At 71.3% G+C, this 18,525-nt stretch carries 15 protein-coding genes and 1 tRNA gene; 4 read left to right on the top strand and 12 right to left on the bottom strand.

From position 1 onward, the window contains the following. Positions 1 to 4: 4 nt before the first annotated feature. From OO67_RS08125 to OO67_RS08110, 4 genes are all read right to left on the bottom strand, one after another. Complete coding sequence (locus OO67_RS08125) at positions 5 to 1,315, bottom strand: homoserine dehydrogenase (protein ID WP_208860978.1); 1,311 nt, start codon at positions 1,313 to 1,315, stop codon at positions 5 to 7. Positions 1,316 to 1,410: 95 nt separating this feature from the next. Continuing rightward, positions 1,411 to 2,802 (bottom strand): diaminopimelate decarboxylase, encoded by a 1,392-nt coding sequence (lysA, locus tag OO67_RS08120; RefSeq protein WP_033298354.1) that lies wholly within the window; start codon positions 2,800 to 2,802, stop codon positions 1,411 to 1,413. A 24-nt stretch (positions 2,803 to 2,826) separates the two neighbouring features. Then, the gene (gene nrtL / locus OO67_RS08115; protein ID WP_033298352.1) at positions 2,827 to 3,891 is read right to left on the bottom strand and encodes an ArgS-related anticodon-binding protein NrtL; all 1,065 of its coding nucleotides are present in this window, start codon (positions 3,889 to 3,891) and stop codon (positions 2,827 to 2,829) included. Between the two features lie 91 nt (positions 3,892 to 3,982). Further along, positions 3,983 to 4,453: a response regulator gene (locus OO67_RS08110; RefSeq protein ID WP_078597709.1), complete on the bottom strand. Its 471-nt coding sequence runs from the start codon at positions 4,451 to 4,453 to the stop codon at positions 3,983 to 3,985. Positions 4,454 to 4,625: 172 nt separating this feature from the next. Between OO67_RS08110 and OO67_RS08105 the strand changes: the two genes are divergently transcribed. After that, positions 4,626 to 4,697: transfer RNA gene (locus OO67_RS08105), tRNA-Arg, on the top strand. 627 nt (positions 4,698 to 5,324) lie between these two features. Beyond that, a complete protein-coding gene (locus OO67_RS08100) occupies positions 5,325 to 5,744 on the top strand; it encodes a hypothetical protein (RefSeq protein ID WP_033298347.1) in 420 nt (139 codons plus the stop codon). Positions 5,745 to 6,785: 1,041 nt separating this feature from the next. Here OO67_RS08100 and OO67_RS08095 read toward each other — a convergent pair. The 7 genes from OO67_RS08095 to OO67_RS08065 all read right to left on the bottom strand — a co-directional run bounded on the left by OO67_RS08095 (position 6,786) and on the right by OO67_RS08065 (position 14,255). Then, positions 6,786 to 7,643 (bottom strand): membrane protein, encoded by an 858-nt coding sequence (locus OO67_RS08095; protein ID WP_033298346.1) that lies wholly within the window; start codon positions 7,641 to 7,643, stop codon positions 6,786 to 6,788. 691 nt (positions 7,644 to 8,334) lie between these two features. Further along, positions 8,335 to 9,066 (bottom strand): DUF7873 family protein, encoded by a 732-nt coding sequence (locus OO67_RS08090; protein ID WP_033298345.1) that lies wholly within the window; start codon positions 9,064 to 9,066, stop codon positions 8,335 to 8,337. Between the two features lie 75 nt (positions 9,067 to 9,141). Beyond that, positions 9,142 to 9,678: a DUF488 domain-containing protein gene (locus tag OO67_RS08085; RefSeq protein ID WP_208860977.1), complete on the bottom strand. Its 537-nt coding sequence runs from the start codon at positions 9,676 to 9,678 to the stop codon at positions 9,142 to 9,144. A gap of 53 nt (positions 9,679 to 9,731) precedes the next feature. Next, complete coding sequence (locus OO67_RS08080) at positions 9,732 to 10,412, bottom strand: formylglycine-generating enzyme family protein (RefSeq protein ID WP_033298343.1); 681 nt, start codon at positions 10,410 to 10,412, stop codon at positions 9,732 to 9,734. Between the two features lie 114 nt (positions 10,413 to 10,526). Beyond that, positions 10,527 to 11,486 carry a D-2-hydroxyacid dehydrogenase family protein gene (locus OO67_RS08075; protein WP_033298801.1) on the bottom strand — a complete coding sequence of 320 codons (960 nt, stop codon included), beginning with the start codon at positions 11,484 to 11,486 and terminating at the stop codon, positions 10,527 to 10,529. 94 nt (positions 11,487 to 11,580) lie between these two features. After that, positions 11,581 to 12,816, bottom strand: a complete 1,236-nt coding sequence (locus OO67_RS08070; RefSeq protein WP_033298342.1) for a nuclease-related domain-containing protein — start codon at positions 12,814 to 12,816, stop codon at positions 11,581 to 11,583. Positions 12,817 to 12,974: 158 nt separating this feature from the next. Continuing rightward, the gene (locus OO67_RS08065) at positions 12,975 to 14,255 is read right to left on the bottom strand and encodes a serine hydroxymethyltransferase (RefSeq protein ID WP_033298341.1); all 1,281 of its coding nucleotides are present in this window, start codon (positions 14,253 to 14,255) and stop codon (positions 12,975 to 12,977) included. Positions 14,256 to 14,573: 318 nt separating this feature from the next. On the opposite strand from OO67_RS08065, the gene OO67_RS08060 reads away from it, so the two are divergent. Next, entirely contained in the window at positions 14,574 to 16,244 is a 1,671-nt protein-coding gene (locus OO67_RS08060; protein WP_208860976.1) for a hypothetical protein, read from the top strand. Between the two features lie 66 nt (positions 16,245 to 16,310). On the opposite strand, the gene ku is transcribed toward OO67_RS08060, so the two are convergent. Next, a complete protein-coding gene (gene ku / locus OO67_RS08055) occupies positions 16,311 to 17,408 on the bottom strand; it encodes a non-homologous end joining protein Ku (protein WP_033298337.1) in 1,098 nt (365 codons plus the stop codon). Positions 17,409 to 17,467: 59 nt separating this feature from the next. Between ku and ligD the strand changes: the two genes are divergently transcribed. After that, a complete protein-coding gene (gene ligD / locus OO67_RS08050) occupies positions 17,468 to 18,361 on the top strand; it encodes a non-homologous end-joining DNA ligase (protein ID WP_033298335.1) in 894 nt (297 codons plus the stop codon). Positions 18,362 to 18,525: the final 164 nt, after the last annotated feature.

Below are 18,525 nucleotides of genomic sequence, written 5' to 3'. Positions count from 1 at the left end.
GTCCTTACTCCCCTTCAACACGCATGATGCTGGCGACACCGCGCACGGTGTCCAGCTTGCGCAGCGCTTCGACGGTCCCTGAGAGGGCGGCGTCGGGCGCGCGGTGGGTGACGACGACGAGGGATGCCTCGCCGCCGGTTTCCTGACTGTCCGGCCGGCTCTGCTGTCGGACCGTATCGATGGATACGCCCTGTTCGGCGAAGACCGTCGCGACCTGGGCGAGTACGCCAGGCTTGTCGGCCACGTCGAGACTGATGTGGTAGCGCGTGACGACGTCGCCCATGGGGCTGACCGGCAGACGCGTGTACGCGGACTCACCGGGACCGGTGGTCGCTCCGACGATGTTGCGGCACACGGCGACCAGGTCGCCGAGCACGGCGGACGCGGTCGGGGCGCCGCCGGCGCCGGGACCGTAGAACATCAGCTGCCCGGCCGCCTCCGCCTCGACGAAGACCGCGTTGTACGCCTCACGGACCGAGGCCAGCGGATGGCTGAGCGGGATCATCGCGGGATGCACGCGGGCGGTGACGGACCTGCCGTCGGCGGCACGCTCGCAGATGGCGAGGAGCTTGACGGTGCAGCCCATGCGCCGGGCGGAGGCGATGTCGGCGGCGGTGACCTCGGTGATGCCCTCGCGGTGCACCTCGCCGATCTTCACCCGCGTGTGGAAGGCGATGCCGGCGAGGATGGCGGCCTTCGCGGCGGCGTCGAAGCCCTCGACGTCGGCGGTCGGGTCGGCCTCGGCGTACCCGAGGGCGGTGGCCTCGTCGAGCGCCTCGGAGTACCCGGCGCCGCTCGTGTCCATCCTGTCGAGGATGAAGTTGGTCGTGCCGTTGACGATGCCGAGCACCCGGTTGACCTTGTCGCCCGCGAGGGACTCGCGCAGCGGCCGTACGAGCGGGATGGCGCCGGCCACGGCCGCCTCGTAGTAGAGGTCCCTGCCGTGCTTCTCGGCGGCGGCGTGGAGCGCGGAGCCGTCCTCGGCGAGCAGCGCCTTGTTGGCCGAGACGACACCCGCGCCGTGCTCGAAGGCGGTCGTGATGAGCGTGCGGGCGGGCTCGATGCCGCCGATGACCTCGACGACGACGTCGATGTCGCCCCGTTTGACCAGGGCGGTCGCGTCGGTGGTGACCAGGGCGGGGTCGATGCCCTCCCGAACCTTGGAGGGCCGGCGGACGGCGACACCGGCGAGCTCCACCGGCGCGCCGATGCGCGCGGCGAGGTCGTCGGCGTGCGTCGTCATGATGCGCGCCACCTCTGAGCCGACCACTCCACAGCCCAGCAGCGCCACCTTCAGCGGACGCGTACGCATCATCCGACCTCGTTTCTCATACTTCTGATGTGTGGACCAGTCTCACTCACCGGACGGGGGATTCTGCCACCCGTCCGGATTTTGAGATGTGAATTTCATCAGCCGACATCGAGACGCAGGAGATCTTCCTCCGTCTCGCGCCGGACGATGACCCGCGCCTGTCCGTCGCGCACGGCGACGACCGGCGGGCGCAGGGCGTGGTTGTAGTTGCTCGCCATGGAGCGGCAGTACGCGCCGGTGGCGGGCACGGCGATCAGGTCCCCCGGGGCCAGGTCGGCGGGGAGGAACGCGTCCTTGACCACGATGTCACCGCTCTCGCAGTGCTTGCCGACGACGCGTACGAGCATGGGCTCGGCCTCGGAGCTCCGCGAGACGAGCGCGACGCTGTACTCGGCGTCGTACAGCGCGGTGCGGATGTTGTCCGACATGCCGCCGTCGACGCTGACGTACGTCCGCAGGCCTTCGAGGGGCTTGATGGTGCCGACCTCGTACAGCGTGAAGGCGGTGGGGCCGACGATCGCACGGCCCGGCTCGACGGAGATGCGCGGGGTCCGCAGGCCGGCCGACTCGCACTCCCGGGTCACGATGTCGGACAGCGCCTTGGCGATCTCGTGCGGCTCGCGGGGGTCGTCCTCGGAGGTGTACGCGATCCCGAGGCCGCCGCCGAGGTCGATCTCGGGGAGCTCGACGCCGTGCTCGTCACGGATCTCGGCGAGCAGCTGCACGACGCGCCGCGCGGAGACCTCGAAGCCGGCCATGTCGAAGATCTGCGAGCCGATGTGCGAGTGGATGCCGATGAGCTCCAGGCCGTCCAGGGTCAGCGCCCTGCGGACCGCCTCGGCAGCCTGCCCGTCCGCCAGCGCGATGCCGAACTTCTGGTCCTCGTGAGCGGTGGCGATGAACTCGTGGGTGTGGGCCTCGACACCGACGGTGACGCGGATCTGTACGCGCTGACGCGTGCCGGCCCGCTGGGCGATGTGCGCGACCCGGGCGATCTCCTGGAAGGAGTCGAGCACGATCCGCCCCACTCCCGCCTCGACGGCCCGCTCGATCTCGGCGACGGTCTTGTTGTTGCCGTGGAAGGCGATGCGCTCGGCGGGCATCCCGGCGTCCAGCGCGGTCGCCAGCTCGCCGCCGGAGCACACGTCGAGGTTCAGCCCCTCCTCCTGGAGCCAGCGCACGACGGCACGCGAGAGGAAGGCCTTCCCGGCGTAGAAGACGTCGGCGTCCGCCCCGAAGGCGTCCGCCCAGGCGCGGCAGCGCGCCCGGAAGTCGGACTCGTCCAGGAAGTAGGCCGGTGTGCCGAACTCCTCGGCCAGCCGGGCGACTTCCATGCCGCCGACGGTGAGCGCGCCGTCCTCGTCACGGGTGACGGTTCGGGACCAGACCTTCGCGTCCAGTTCGTTGAGGTCGGTGGCCGGGGCGGTGTAGTGGCCTTCCGGGTAGACGTCGGCGTGACGGGGCCCGGCGGGGTGTGCGGATCGGCTCATCGGTCTGCTCTGCTCTCTCGGTTCTCAGAGGTGTTCGGGCGCGCTGATGCCGAGCAGGGACAGGCCGCCTGCGAGCACCGTCCCGGCGGCTTCGGCAAGGGCCAGCCGGGAACGGTGGGCGGCCGAGGGTTTCTCGTCGCCGACGGGGAGCGGCGGCAAGGCGTCCTGGAGGTCGAAGAAGGCGTGCGCGACGGCTTCGAGGTGGCGGGCGAGCCGGTCCGGCGCGTGGTGGTGCGCGGCGGCGGCGAGGACGCCGGGGTGGTCGGCGAGTGCGGCGTGCAGCGCGGGCGCGTCTACGTCCTGCTCGTACGCGCCGGTGAAACCGAGCCGCCCCGCCTCGCGGGTGAGGGCGCGGGCGCGGGCATGGGCGTAGCGGACCAGGAAGAGCGGGTTGGCCGCTCCCTGCACGAGGAGGTCGTCCCCGAGGTGGGCGCGGTCGTGCCCGGCGGGCCTCAGCAGGCCCCAGCGGGTGGCGTCGGCTCCCAGCCGCTCCAGCAGCTCCCCCGCCGTGGCCCCTGCGGGAACGGGCCGGGTCTGAGCGAGCGGGACGGGAGGCCGGCCGTTCGCGTCGACGGTGACGCCGAGGCGCGCCCAGTCGGGGTCGGACGCCTCCTCGCAGGTGACACGCCCCAGGGCGCCCTGCGCGCGCAGCATCTTCATCACCGTGCCCGCCACGACCGCGGCCCGGACCTCGCGCCGGTGGTGGAGCTGATGGACCTGCCCGGCGCACTCGGCACCCCACCCGTACCGGAGCCGCTGCTCCAGCACTTGGCGTACGCGTAGGGAACGCGCGGCCCCGTCCGAGTCCGGGTCGACCGTGAAGTTCAGAAAACCGGGGCCGGTGATCTCGACCCGTCCGATCCCGGGCGCGCCGACGACCCGGTCCCTCAGCAGCGCGGCGACCTCCCGCGCCGGGAGCCCAGCGGGGCCGGAGAGCTGGAGGGCGACGGCGCAGGCGTAGTCGCCGCTGCCGCCGGGGCGTGTCCGCTCCACCCGCACGCGCGCGGGCACCGGCGCGCGCAGGGCGTCCTCGTCGACCGCGCGGCGCACAGCGTGCAGCACGGTCCGGGAGAGATCTGCGGGGGTCACGGGACAAGCGTATGGGAGGAAGGGGGGCACTTCGCCAACCGGTTTCGCCATACGGGCAGCGACCCGGCCGACGGCACCCTCAGCCATGCGGTCAGCCCGCCGTGCTCCCGGCCGTCCCCGCACCACGCCGGCCATGGAACGGCGCGGAATCCTCCCGGTGTGCGAGCCGCCTCACCATGCGTACCAGCTCACTCGGCTCGAAGGGCTTCGCCAGGAAGGCGTCGACCCCGGCGGCCACCTCGTGAGGCGTGCAGGCGCTGATCACGGCGACCGGCAGATGCCCGGTCCGCGGATCGGCGCGCAACCGGGCCGCGGTCTCTATTCCGTCGAGCCTGGGCATCACCACATCAAGAGTGATCACATCCGGGCAGACCTCGTGCACCAGGTCCAGACACTCGACGCCATCGGCCGCGGTCACGACCTCGAAGCCCTCCAGCTCGAGGTTGACCCTGATCAGCTGCCGGATGACCTTGTTGTCGTCGACAACAAGCACGCGGCCGTACGCCCCTGACACCCTTCGAGGGTAGGTCGAGCGGAGGAGCTGCGTCCGGGTTTTGCCCACTTCCGTCCCTGGAGGGGTGGCGGGCGCGTGTCCGGAACCCGGTCGGCGGCCGGCTCCACGTCCACCCCGCAGCGGGCCGCACCCCGGTCCCGACGACGCGGAAATACCTGTTCCCGGACACCCGGCGGGAGCTGGTAGGGTTTCACTCGTCGCCGCCGAACGCGGCGGTTTCGCCCCCGTAGCTCAGGGGATAGAGCATCGGCCTCCGGAGCCGGGTGCGCAGGTTCGAATCCTGCCGGGGGCACTTGAAAGATCGGAACGGGATCGGGTTCTTTTCCCGTTTGCGTCTGTCAAGTGTCAAGATCGGGTGTCCGTACTTGGGTACGGACACCCGATTTTTTTGTGCCGTGGCTCCAGCTCACGGGGGACGGCCACCAGCCCGTCAACCATGTGCGCCGGGATCGCCCCGCTCAGGGCGAACTCTTCGCGGGGGCGCTGTAGCGGGCTTCGAAGCTGAATGCCGCGTAGAGAACGTCGTTGAACGTCTTCCGGGACCAGCGCGGGATCCACGTTGAGACGGGGCAGCGCCTCCAGTGGCGCGGCGTTGTTGGTCGGGTCGGCCGGCGGGCTCCGGCGTCTCGAGACGGACCAGCCGCCCGGAGGGCCTTGCACTGCCGGCCGAGGGTGGCGTGCTCCTGCCGGACGCCGTTCCGGAATTGCTGCTCCTGTTCTTCGTCGAATGCCGTGCTGTCCTCGACTCCACCTTCGGCGGGAGCCCGGATCAGGCAGGCTTGGCGCTGCGAGGGCGCGGACGAACTCCAACGCACATTGCTGAGGGCCGCCAAGGAGATCACCGAAGACCTCGCCAGGCCCAAGGACCCCAAGACGGCCTCGCCTCCCGCGAGGTGCCCGAGGGCGACCTGCTGGCCGGGTGCGGGCCCGATGCCTCGTCCTCAAGGACCGCAGGGCAAAGGCGCTCGACGAGGCCCTCTCCCCCGGGGACAGGGTCGCCTTCAACGGATTCCTGGTGTCGGTCGTCGCCGTGCTCCTCGCGCCCAGGCTGGGCGACCGGTGTGGCATCGAGGAACTCGCGGTCTTCAGCGACGAGGTCGCTGCCGCACACCGCGCCGAGCGACGACCGGTCAACGAGTTCGTCGTGGAGGAGATCCTCCGCGAGGTGTACGGAGTGCCACGGCTCTTCCTGGCGACCGCTGTACCGCCCAGAACCATATCGGCGGCAGGCGCGACGATCGTGCGGTATCTGAACAACACGGACAGTACCGTCGCAGCCGACATCGATCGCATCCTCGACACCGCCGTGGACCTCCACCGGCACCGCGACCCGCAGTGAGGCCGTTGTCGGCGGTTCAGGGAGTACGCATCAAGTTACGGAGACCCGCGACCAGGGCGGGGACATCGCGTTCCGTTTGCTCCGGGGCCGCCTGGTCGGACAGCTCCGGCTTCCGGTGCCCGGTGTGGCAGGGGCGGCAGAAGCCGTCCGGAAGAGCGCCTGCCGGGCCGGGTCGGCCGCATTCGACCAGGAAACCGCGCACGGGAGTGCCGGGCAGACCCTGGGCCGGCGCGGGTGCCGCGGGGAGCCGGGGTGGCACCTTGTCGGCGGGGCGGCGGCGTACCAGACCGATAGGTGATCCGACCCGCCCGGGAAGCCCGGCGGTGAGCGCCGGGTCAGGTAGTCGGCGCTCACGCCTCGTGCGAACCAGGCGGCGGCAAAGGGCTCCAGGGCAGCGCAATCGGCGGCGGAGAGCGCCAGGCGGGGTGCACGGCGGCCGAGCTCGGCAAGGGCGAGGTAGGCGGGGGAAGGGGCCGCGACAACCTTCGGGACGCCTGCGCTCTGCTCGTCCTCCGGCGCCGGGGACGGCTGCGACGGGATCGAAGGGGGAGCGCGGTGATGTCGGCCTGCGGGGTGCGCTGTTGGGGCACGACCGACTGGACGGAGGCTACGGGCTCCCGCTCCGGGGCGGTGGCTTCGCCCGCGAGCCTTTCGGCCCACCATTCGTTGTCGTGGGCGGCACGTGACCAGTAGGTGAGCGTCACCCACCGGCACTGACCGGCCCCTTCCACCCGGCAACGCACACGACGCAGATGCCCGGCCACGGCGAGCGCGCGCAACGCGGTGCCGATGGCCATCCGGCCGTACAGGGGCAGGTCCTTGGCCAGCGACTTGACGTCCGAACCCAGGCCCTCGGAACCCGAAGCTCAAGCGTCGGCCCGGGGCCCCTTCCTCGGCCCCCGAACGAGTGAATGAGGGCTTCACGACGCTCGAACCCCGAGATCCAAGACCCGAGCGCCGGAGCGGCGGCCGCACCACACGGCACCATCGCAGCGAACCCGACGGCTCCCGATCGCCCTCGCCTACCGCCCGAGCCACTGCCTACCGACGCCTCACGACACGCCATTCACGTCCCGGCTTCGGGATCTTCGCCTCGTCTGCGGCCTGGAGGCCCTCGTCTTCGATGACTTCACCCGTGATGACCTGGCCCCCGACCGGTTTTGCGAGTTCCAGGCCGGAGAGGTGCGTCTTGAGCCTTCTGGACATGGGGCGGAAGGTCGCAAAGGTGAGCCCGCCGGACACGGCGGCCCCGACGAGGGGGATGGCCTTCGAGACGGACTTGGCGAAGGTCTGCTTCGTCATCTCGACACCGAGGTACCCGGCGACCTTCTTCACGATGGGGTAGACGACACCCTGGGTCAGTGCCTTCTGGGGCAGCTTCTTGGCCACCTGCTTGGACATCGCCTCCGCCACCTTCCCCACGGCGGCGTTCGCGGACTGGGTCCCGAACATCACTCCGAAGAAGAGCGTGAGCACGCCTTTGGTGGCGTCATCAAGGTCGTCGTTGTCGGTGGAGAACAGATCGGGCCAGCTGTAGAGATAGGCGAGCTTCTGCGCGACGCGCAGCATGTGGCCGACGTACTGAGCCAGATCGGCCGGCACCGTGGCGGGCATGGCGATGAATCCGGGAATCCCGGCAGCCGCGGAGAGCGCGCTCACCTTGGCGGTCTCGTAGCGGATGGACTCGTTGGCCACCCTGTCCAGAACCTCAAGAGGGATACCCGCCGCCGCGGGGGTCTCCTCCACCGCCCTGCGCACATCATCTTCCGAGCAGTGACGGGCGAGCGCGGTCCGGAGGTACGCCGCCCTGTCGACTCGCACACCCGGAAGCCTTGCTGCGCCAGCCAGAAGAGCGGAGAAGCGCGACTCCGGGTTCTCGCTCACTTGTCCCGTGACCATGCCAGGAAACGTACAGCAGGCGGGCGACGCGTATCCCCCGAATCGGTCATCGTGGCCGCGGGTCGGGACTGCGGGAGCCGGAGGCAGCGGACGAAGCGGGGATTCCCGCTGCCACACAGGGGTGACCTGGTGCAGCGGCTGAAGGCCCGGCCATCCGGGCGCCCCGGCTTCGCCGAGTCCAGGCGACAGGCCGAGGCAGCGCGGCCAGGCACTCACGAACCCGGTGTACGGAGTGGCCGGACGTGGCGGAGCCCGGGAGTCGTATCCAGCTCCCGGGCCCCTGGGGTTGCCACCCAATTGCGCTTGCCAGCGCCGTTTAAGAGTGCGGATCAGTCGTCATACCGTCGCGTTCTGCCTTTGAACTACCGCGCCGCGGCAGAGGCGCAGGCCGGATTCGAACCAGCATTCAACGGTGTTCGTCCGTACTCGGTCGATCTGGCAATCGGCGGCGATACTGAAGCTGGAGCGAGAGTCTGAGATTGATCGCGGCTGCCTCTGCCATGTTGGGCCACCCCGGCGTGTGGTGCCGGGGGGAGGACTCGAACCTCCACCGTTACCGCGTCTTCAGGCTGAACGTCAGTTTCAGCTTGCGCTCGTCACACGGGGCGGACCTCAATTCCGCCTCGTGCAGGGTGCGCACCCCCACGACATGGCGCGGGGGCGTTCTGGGGGTGCCGCCTCACGTCCGACACTAGCCGAACAGGTAGCCGAACACCGCGTCTCCGACCCGCTGGTCGGTGACCTCGGCGCCGTTGGCCTCCTCACGGGCGAACTTCACCGCGTGCTGCAGCTTCTCGACGCGCTCCAGCAGTTCGTTCACCCGCCGCGCCGGAAGCGCTCCGGAGAACTTCACGGTCGTCCAGTACCCGATGGGCACGTCCTCGTAGTACACGTCGACCTGGGCCGGGTGCTTGTCGGTCGCCTCGGCCTTGACGTGGTTGCGCGGGACCTTCTTCGTGCGGATCGTGCGGACCGGGTCCGTCTTCCACCAGTCCGTCGAGGGGTCGAGCGACCAGGACTCGGAAGCGTCCAGGACCGGAAGCTTCTTCACGAAGGTGTGGAGGTCGGTGAGCTGCTTCTCCAGGAAGAGCAGGTAGCTGACCGGGACTTCGCGGACGACCGTGCGTCCGTCGACGGTGACGTCCGCGCGGGCGGAGCAGTTGGCCCAGTCCTTCGTCGCGGTCACGTCGAACAGCCGGGTGAGCGACGCGGACATCTCACGCAGCGCCTCCTCGGCCTTGACCTGCACCCGCGTGGACTCGGGCGGAAGCTGCTCGCCCTCTTCGTCCTTCGGCTGGTACGTGCGCGAGATGCCTGCCAGCAGCGCCGGCTTCTGCACCTTGTGGTGGGCCGCGGTGATGTCCTGGAGCGACTTGCTCTTGACACCCTTCTCCACGGCGATGATCTGGTTGAGCTTCGTCACTTCGCCCCCTTCGAGTGAACAGCAACGTACCTCACACACCCTCGACCACCCGTACGGTTTTCCGCCGGGGCCGGACTACGGCGCCGGGTACGTCACCCGGCCGTGCTCGTCGATCCGTGGCTCCGCTCCCCAGGCGCCCAGTTCGTGCACACGCGGCTCGCCGGCACCCATGATGTGCCGGACCGTCCAGCCGCGGGCGGCGAGCGTGTTCGCGATCAGCAGGCGGTGGCAGCGCCACGGCACCGGCTCGCCGCACATGACGGCGACGCGGCCGCGCTCCGCGAGGGAGGTCAGGCGGGCGATGCCCCGCTCGTACGCCGGGAGCAGCGTGTAGTCGGCGTAGTTCTTGAAGCTCGGGTTGTGCCAGCCCGCGTTGACGGCGGGGTCCACGTCCTGCTTGCGCCGCCGGCCGCCGAGCTCGGCCAGGTACACGTGGTCGACCCCGGCCCGCTCCAGCCACCCGCGCATCGCCTCTCCGGAGAACTGCGGGCTGCGGCGCGATCCGGGATGCGCCCGGACGTCGGCCAGTACGTCGATGTGCCGGCGGCCCAGGAAGCCGGTGAACGTCGCCTCCGGGTACGTCCAGTGACCGATCGTCCAGATCTCACGCACCCCGACATGATGCATCGGCCGCGCCCGAAGGCCAGGGCGACATGCGAAGGAGGTCAGCTCACGTTGCGGGCAAGCCGGAGGCCGAGGTCGTCGATCGCGAACGTGGGATGGCTGCGGCGGCGCACCGTCGAGCCACAGCCGCGCTCCGCCTCGGCCCAGCCGCCGCCGCGGAAGGTGCGGTACTCGCCGTAGACCTCCTCGTCGTAGAGGTCCCAGCACCACTCCCAGACGTTGCCCAGCATGTCGTACAGCCCCCAGGCGTTCGGGGACCTGCCGCCGACGTCGTGGGCCCGGCCGTCCGAGTTCCCCTCGTACCAGGCGATGCGGTCGAGTTCGCCGTAGCGGTAGCCGGTGGTGCCCGCCTTGCACGCGTACTGCCACTCCGCCTCCGTGGGCAGGCGGTAGCCGTCGGCGCCCGGGTCGCGGACCACCTCACCGCTCCGTGCGTCGCGGGAGTAGGCCGGGGCCAGTCCGACGCGGGCCGAGAAACGGTTGCACAGGTCGACGGCGTCGAGCCAGCTGACGTTCGTCAGGGGCAGGGCGTGGGACACGGAGGGATCGGGGGTCGTATCCGTGAGGGCCCAGTACTGTCCGAGGGTGACGGGGAGGCGGGCGAGCAGGAAGGGCTCGACGTCCACCTGCCAGTGCGCTCCGCGGCGGTCGTCGCGGAGGTCGACCGTACCGGCGGGGATCGGAATCATGCCGGCGGCCGTCTCGTCGTCGAGCGTGCTCACGCGGAGCCCTCCCCTGTCCCGAGGGCCGAAGTGCCCGTGCATACAGGCTACTTCGATCCGCGATCCACCGCCGGTGAACCGGGCCCCGCGGTGGAGGCCGGGTACGGCGCCACCTCAGCCGAGCCTGCGGACGGGCCTGCCGTCCAGATAGGCGCGGATGTCCTCGACCGCGTCCCCGTAGTACGCCGCGTAGTTGGCCTGCGACACGTACCCCAGGTGCGGTGTGGCCAGGAGGCGCGGCGCACTGCGCATGGGATGGTCCGCCGGCAGCGGCTCGACGTCGAACACGTCGACGCCGGCACCCGCGATGGCTCCCCGGCGCAGGGCGTCGAGCAGCGCGTCCTGGTCGACGATCGCCGCACGGGAGGTGTTGACCAGATAGCTGCCCGGCCGCATGAGTCCGAGCTCCTTCGCACCCAGCAGACCACGGGTGCGCTCGCTCAGCACCAGGTGAACGGAGACGAAGTCGCCGGCCCCCAGCAGCTCTTCCTTGGACGCGGCGAGGCGCGCTCCGGCCTGCTCCGCCCGCTCCGGAGTCAGGTTCTCGCTCCAGGCCACCACGTCCATGCCGAAGGCGCGGCCGACCGCGGCGACCCTGCTGCCGATCTTCCCCAGCCCGAGGATCCCGAGGGTGCGCCCGTGCAGATCGGCTCCGACGGTGGACTGCCAGGGGCCGCCGTTCCGCAGGGCGTTGGCCTCGTCCACGAGCCCACGGGCCAGTCCGAGCAGCAGTGCCCAGGTGAGTTCGACGGGCGGGGTGGCCGTGCTGGCGGTGCCGCAGACGGTGACGCCGTGCCGTTCGGCGGCGGCGTAGTCGATGGAGGTGTTCCGCATGCCGGAGGCGACGATCAGGCGGAGCCGGGGCAGCCGCTCGATCAGCGTCGCGGGAAACGGCACACGCTCCCGGAGGGTGACGACCATGTCGAACTCCGCCAGGCGTACGGCCAGTTCGTCCTCGGTGGCGCAGTGCTCGGCAAAGCTGACCACCTCGATGTCCCCGGCGACGGGTGACCAGTCCGCGGCGGTGGCCGCCACGGACTGGTAGTCGTCGAGCACGGCACAGCGGAGTTTCACGGCGTCTTCCTTTCGGCGGCACGGCGACGACACGGCGGTGACACGGCGCCCGGCACCGCGCAGCACCACGAAATCTACCGGCGTGGCCGGGAGCTCACGCGTCCAGCCAGGCCTCCTCGTTCCGTGCGACGTCGTAGACGCGCTCCACCTGGGTGGCGGTGAGCACCCCCGTCAGCGGGGCGAGTGCGGACACCTGCCGCTCCCCGTAGACGCTGACGCCGACCGGTGTGGCGACCACTTCCAGGGCGGTGACGCCGGTGAACACCAGCACGGTCTGCACCGGGACGTCGAAGGTGCAGTACGCCTCGAGCGCGGCCCGGGCCCGCCGGGCACCGGGCCGTCCGTCGAGCACGTACGGCTGCGGATCGCCGTCGTCGATCCGCAGGGTGCCGTCCCCGATGCGCACCGACGCGCCGGGACGGTGTTCGGTGCTCACGGCGAACACCCCGCCCGGCCCGATGAGCAGGTGCCCGATCTCCGAGCCGTCCGGCAGCGGCACGGAGTGCAGGACCCGCCAGCCGTGACGCGTCAGCCGCTTGAGCTCGGCCCCGACACGCCGCTCCCCCGTCAGGGCGCCGCGTCGCGGGTCCGGATCCTTGTGCCGCCGCAGCGCCCCGGTGGCCACCCGTACGAGCGCGCCGGGCCCTGTCTCGCCGAGCTGCTCCCGCAGCTTGGCGCCCGGCCGCCGCGAGGCGAGATCACTCGCGGGTGTCAGCGCGGGCAGGACGGCCGGCCGTCGGCGCCGGTCCGTCGAACTCCCGGCCGCCTCCTCGGCCGCCTCCTCGGCCGCCTCCTCGGCCGCCTCCTCGGTCGCCTTCTCGGCCGCCTCTCCCGCCGTCGCCTCCGTTGCCGCCCCCGCCGCCTCCTCCGTTGCCGGAGCGGCTGCGGAATCCGGCTCGGTCACGCAGTCCGTCGTGGCGACCGGCTTCGGAGCCGGCACCTGCACCTGCACCGGCTCAGGCACCGCGATCAACTCCACCGCAGGCACAGGCGCGGGCGCAGGCACGAGTGCCGCCTCCGGCTCCGGCACGAGCCCCGCCTCCTGCACAGCCCTCCGTTTCCGCATCCCCCTCATCGGCGGGATCCTCGGGACCGGCGGCGGGATACGCGGTGTCGGCGGCCCGGCCGGGGCCTCCTCACCGACGAGGGCCGGCAGGTCCGGGACCTGGCGCGCGAGTGCGTCGGTCACGGCGTCGCGGTAGCGCGGGTGCAGGACCGTGATCGTGCCGCTGCCCCGGTCCGCCCAGCCGATCGCGGTCCCGTCGGGCAGGTTCACGTAGAGCCGGTCGTGCCCGAAGAGCTGCCATGACGTGACCTTGAGATCCTGCATCGTGCCCCCTCTGTTCACCCCTCCGGCCATCCTTGCTCCCTCAGCCTGTACGGCGGCCCGGCCTCCGCACAGGGCGCAGAGCGGGCGCGCGGAGTCGGGAGCACGGCGTTCCGGAGCAGTCCGGGCCCTGTGTGCCCCGGACTGCTCCGGCGTTCCGGTCAGATCAGCGGAAGACCCGGCGCCGGATAGGCGTCCATCATGGTCCTCACTTCGTCCCTGACCTTGGAAACGGTCGTTTCGTCACCTGTACGAGCGGCGTCGACCACAAGATCGATCCACTGCGCGACCGCCCCCATCTCGGAGACGGGGATGCCCCGCGACGTCAGGGCGGGGGTGCCGATGCGGATGCCGGAAGGGTCGAAGGGCTTACGGGGGTCGTACGGCACGGCGTTGTGGTTGACGACGATCCCGGCCCGGTCGAGCGCCTTGGCCGCGGTCTTCCCGGAGACGCCCTTGCCCGTGAGGTCGGCCAGCAGCAGGTGGTTGTCCGTCCCGCCGGACACCAGGTCGAAGCCGCGTGCCGCCAGTTCCTCGCCCAGCGCGCGGGCGTTGGCCACGACCTGATGGGCGTACGCGGCGAAGTCCGCCCCGGCGGCCTCCTTCAGCGCGACCGCGATGGCGGCGGTGGTCTGGTTGTGCGGGCCCCCCTGGAGTCCTGGGAAGACGGCGCGGTCCACAGCCCTGGCGTGCTCCGCCCTGGTCAGCAGCATCGCTCCGCGCGGCCCGCGCAGGGTCTTGTGGGTGGTGGTGGACACCACGTCGGCGTAGGGAGCGGGCGAGGGATGCGCGCCTCCGGCGATCAGCCCCGCGACATGGGCGACGTCGGCGACCAGCACCGCCCCCACCTCACGGGCGATCTCCGCGAACCCGGCGAAGTCGATCACGCGGGGCACGGCGGTACCGCCGCAGAAGATCACCTTGGGCCGCTCGGCACGCGCCAGGTCGCGCACCTCGTCCAGGTCGGTACGCCCGGTGTCCCGCCGCACCCCGTAGCGCACGCCCCGGAACCACGTGCCGGTGGCGGAGACGCCCCAGCCGTGGGTGAGGTGGCCGCCCATCGGCAGCGACATCCCGAGGACGGTGTCGCCGGGCTCCAGGAACGCCATGTAGACGGCGAGGTTGGCCGGGGAGCCCGAGTAGGGCTGGACGTTGGCGTGTTCCATCCCGAACAGCGCCCTGGCGCGCTCGACGGCGAGCGTCTCCACCTGGTCGATGACCTGCTGGCCCTCGTAGTACCGCTTGCCGGGGTACCCCTCGGAGTACTTGTTCTGCAGGACGGTGCCCGAGGCCTCCAGCACGGCGGCGGAGACGTAGTTCTCGCTGGGGATCAGGCGCAGGGTGTCCGCCTGGAGCCGCTCCTCGGCGTTCACCAGGGCGGCGAGTTCCGGGTCGGCCTCTGTCAGGGCGGGACGGCGGATATCGGACGGCTGTACGGCCACGGGGTCCTCCCGGGTCGGTCGCACGGGGGCGACATGGACCCGGATGCCCAGGCGGACGGCCCTCCGGCGATGACGCCCCGGGCACGCCCGGAGTGTGCCGCTCCCTCGTGGTCGGTTCCACGGAGCACCCTGCCGGGCGCGCGCCAGTCGCGGCACTCGGCACCTTACTGCGGGGCGGCCCGTTCCGACAGCGCGCCGGGCGCGCGTCGGCACGGCATCCCGCGCCATAACGGCCGAACTTCCGCAAGGATGCGTGAACGGGCACGAAACTGGGCAGCTTTCCGGCGACCTGACGGGTTTCGGCGGTGGGGGGCCGTGATGGAATCACGCGATCAGTCGGAGACACCGGAGCCAAGACCCGGTTCCGGGCGGGAGCCCGGCCCCGAGCACGCCTGGGGGGCCGTACAGCCGCCCCCGCCGCCCACCCGGCCCCCTTCGGCCGGCCCGCCACCCCCGGGGGCCGTGCCGCGGGCCGTCGCCGCCGGACTGCTGAGCCTCTCCGGTCTGGGACTCGGCCACGTCCTGGTGCGCCGCTGGGGCAGGGCCGCGGTGAGCTGGGCGGCAACGGCTCTGCTCCTGCTCGTCGCACTGCCCGCCGACCCGGACGGGGTGCCCGCCGCCCTGGTCGCCGGCTACCTCCTGCTGCTCGTCCTCGTGGGAGCCGACGCGGCGCGCATCGCTCTGCGCACCGGCTTCGGCCGGTGGCCCCGGCCTGTTGTGGCTGCGCTGCTCGGACTGTTGCTCCTGGCCGTCCCGGTCGGCGGCACCCTCGCCTACGGATCCGCGCGGGACGAGGCCGTGGAAGAGGAGCTGCTCGGCCGTCTGGAGGAGGGCGACGCCCTGGTCGCCAAGGCGGCGAAGAGCTCGTTCCTCCTCTCCGCACCCGACTACCGGTTCGCCCTCACCCTCTACCGGTCACTGGCCGAGGACCATCCCGGGTCGCGGGCCGCCGCCCTCGTGCCCGAGCGTCTGGAGGCCTACTACGCCGCCGTCGCCACGCCGTACCGCGCGAAGAAGCACTGTGCGGCGGTAGAGCCCCTGACCTATCTGCGGACGCTTCCCGGCTCGGTGGACCCGGAGCTGCTCGGCGACCTGGCCGGCTGGCCCGACACCCCGCTCGCGGAGTCCCTGTACGGCTGCGGTGTCTCCCGGCTGGCCGGCACGGGGCCGGACTCCGGCGGCAAGGAGCTGGGCACACTGCTGCGCACGTTCCCCGAGTCCACGCAGGCCGGGCAGGTGGGGCCCGCCGTCAGCGGGAAGGTACGGCAGCAGGTGGCCGGGCTGAAGGGCGCGGATCCCTGCACCGTGACCGGACAGCTGCGACGGACGAGCACCCTGGTCGCGGAGCTCCCCGAGACCTCCGTGCCGACGCTGGGGCGGCAGGCCGACGACGGTGTGCGGGACGGTGTGTACGCCTGCGGTGTGGACGAGTTCAGGGACAAGCGGTTCGCCGACGCCAGGAAGACCCTGACGGACTTCGCGGACACCTACAAGGAGGACGGGCGCAGGGGGCACGCCCGGGACATAGCCATCGCGGCCGAGATAGCCGAGGCCCGGCCCTCGGCCGGCAAGCGGCTGCCCGGGAGCGGCAAGCCGGGCGGCCCCCGCATGGAACTCGTCATCAGCAACGGTGCCCCCAACGACGTCGAGGTGCTCTACACGGGCCCGGTGACCGGCACGGTGAAACTGAAGGCCTGCGGCAGCTGCGAGCGGTTCAGCAGCGAGGCCACCGGCGCCGCACGCGCCTGCCGGGCGAGCGGCACGTCGTACCCGAAGGCGCGGGTGCGGCTCCCGGCGGGCGAATACCACTTCCTGTACAAGCACGGCACCGGAGCGACGGCGGCCGCGGACAGCTACGCCTCCGGTTCCAGCGTCACGTCCGGTTACTCGTACACGAGTTGCACCTACGTCATCGAGAGGGACCCGTACGGGCTGGACCTCCCCCTCCCCACCCTGCCCGACCTGCTGAAGCCCGCCTACGCGCCCTGAGGTGTGAGCCTCGGGCCGCGTCCGCGCACCGGCGGGGTGTGAGCCTCGGCCTGACGTGACCTCCCGTCAGGCCGAGGTGCGCTTGCGCGTGCCCCGGGCGGTCTTCTTCGCCGCGGTCTTCTTGGCGGCAGGCTTCTTGGCGGCAGGCTTCTTCGCGGCCGCCTTCTTCGCAGTCGTGTTCTTCGCAGTCGCCTTCTCCGCCCCCGCGCCCTGTTTCTCCTTCGCCGTCGCCCCCTTCACGGCGGCCTTCTTCGCGGCTTCCTTCTTCGGCGCCGCCCTCTTGGCGCCGGCCCCCTTCGAGGACGCCCCGCTCTTCCTCGTGCCGCCGCCCCGGCCGGAGCCGATGTGGTGGACGTCCGCGACATCGCCCCCGTGGCCGTCGCCCTCCCCGTGGGACTCCTTCGCCGCCCGCACACTGCTCTCCAGCGCCGCCATCAGGTCGAGCACCTTGCCCTCGGGCTTCTCGGCCTCCTCCTCCCCGACGGGCTCGCCGGCCGCCTTCGCCGCGACGAGCTCCTCGACCGCCTCGCGGTAGTCGTCGTGGAGGGAGTCCATGTCGGCGTCGCCGAGCGTGTTCATCAGCGCGTCCGCCAGGTCCAGCTCCGCGTCGCGGACCTTCACGCCGGATTCCGGGGCGACGCCTTCCGGGGCGCGGATCTCGTCCGGCCACAGCAGGCCGTGCATCGCGATCACGTCGTCGACGACCCGCAGCATGCCGAGCCGTTCCCGCCCGCGCAGGGCGTACTTCGCGACGGCGACCTTGCCACTGCGCCTGAGGGCTTCACGCAGCAGGGCGTAGGGCTTGGCTGCCGGGATGCCGTCGGCCGAGAGGTAGTACGCCGAGTCGAGCTGGAGCGGGTCGATCGCCGACGCCGGTACGAATCCCTCGATCTCGATCGTCTTGGCGGTGGGGAGCGGGAGCGAGGCGAGATCCTCGTCGGTCACGGGGATGACCGTGCCGTCCGCGTCCTCGTACGCCTTGACGGTCTCGGAGGCGGGCACCTCCTCCTCGTCCAGCTCACAGACCTTGCGGTAGCGAATCCGGCCACCGTCCGCGACGTGGATCTGCCGGAAGGAGATCGCGTGACTCTCCGTGGCGTTCATGAGCTTGACCGGGATGCTGACCAGACCGAACGAGACGGAGCCGTTCCAGATGGACCTCACCGTTCACCCCTAACGCCCGTCATGGCCTTATTCATGCGATTTCATGTGATTCTTATCGTATGACGCCGATCACGGAGGTGGAGGGGCGGCGCCTGGCGCTCAGCAATCTCGACAAGGTGCTGTACCCGGCCACCGGCACCACCAAGGGCGAGGTGCTGCACTACTACGCGGCCACGGCGGCGGATGTGATGCTGCCGCACCTTCGCGACCGCCCGCTGTCCTTCCTCCGCTACCCGGACGGCCCGGAGGGGCTGCGCTTCTTCACCAAGAATCCGCCGCCCGGTACACCCGACTGGGTGCGCACGGCCCCGGTCCCCCGCAGCGACGACCCCGATGCCCGGCAGGTGCTCGCCCAGGACCTGCCCTCGCTGATGTGGGCGGCCAACCTGGTGGTGGAGTTCCACACCCATCAGTGGCGGCAGGACTCCCCCGCCGTGGCCGACCGGATGGTGTTCGACCTGGATCCCGGACCGCCCGCGAGCGCCGTCGAGTGCTGCGTCGTCGCCCTCTGGCTGCGGGAGCGGCTGGCGGAGGACGGCCTGTCCTCGTACGGGAAGACCTCCGGCTCCAAGGGACTGCATCTGCTCGTCCCCCTGGAGCCCACCCCCTCCGAGGAGGTGATGGCCTACGCGAGGAAACTGGCGGTGGAGGCGCAGGGAGCGCTGCCCGACCTGGCCGTGTACCGGATGACCCGCGCGCTGCGGCCTGGCAAGGTGTTCGTGGACTTCAGCCAGAACGCCGCGGCGAAGACCACCGCGGCGCCGTACACCCTGCGCGCGAAGGGAAGTCCGGCCGTCTCCGCGCCCGTCACCTGGGACGAGATCGAGGCGTGCGGAGCACCCGGCGACCTCCTCTTCCTCGCCGGCGACATGACCGCGCGGCTCGAACGGCACGGGGATCTGCTCGGCCCGCTGACAGATCCCGGGCAGGCCCGGCCCCTGCCCGGGATCTGAGAGAAGGGCCGGAAGGCCGGGGTGCTCACAGCACCTTCACAGCCACGGGCGGGTGCGGTGAGGAAAGGCCGCAAGTGGAGGGTGGATTGTCCTGGCCGTGGTGCACACTCTGCGCAGACGCTGCTTCGCGGGCACGGTTTCCGGCCGAGTCCGGGAAGCAGGGG

The sequence above is a fragment of the Streptomyces atroolivaceus genome (assembly GCF_000717025.1).
GTDB lineage: Bacteria > Actinomycetota > Actinomycetes > Streptomycetales > Streptomycetaceae > Streptomyces > Streptomyces atroolivaceus.
Note: the sequence above shows the minus strand (reverse complement) of the source record. Positions and strands in the feature narration are given on the sequence as shown.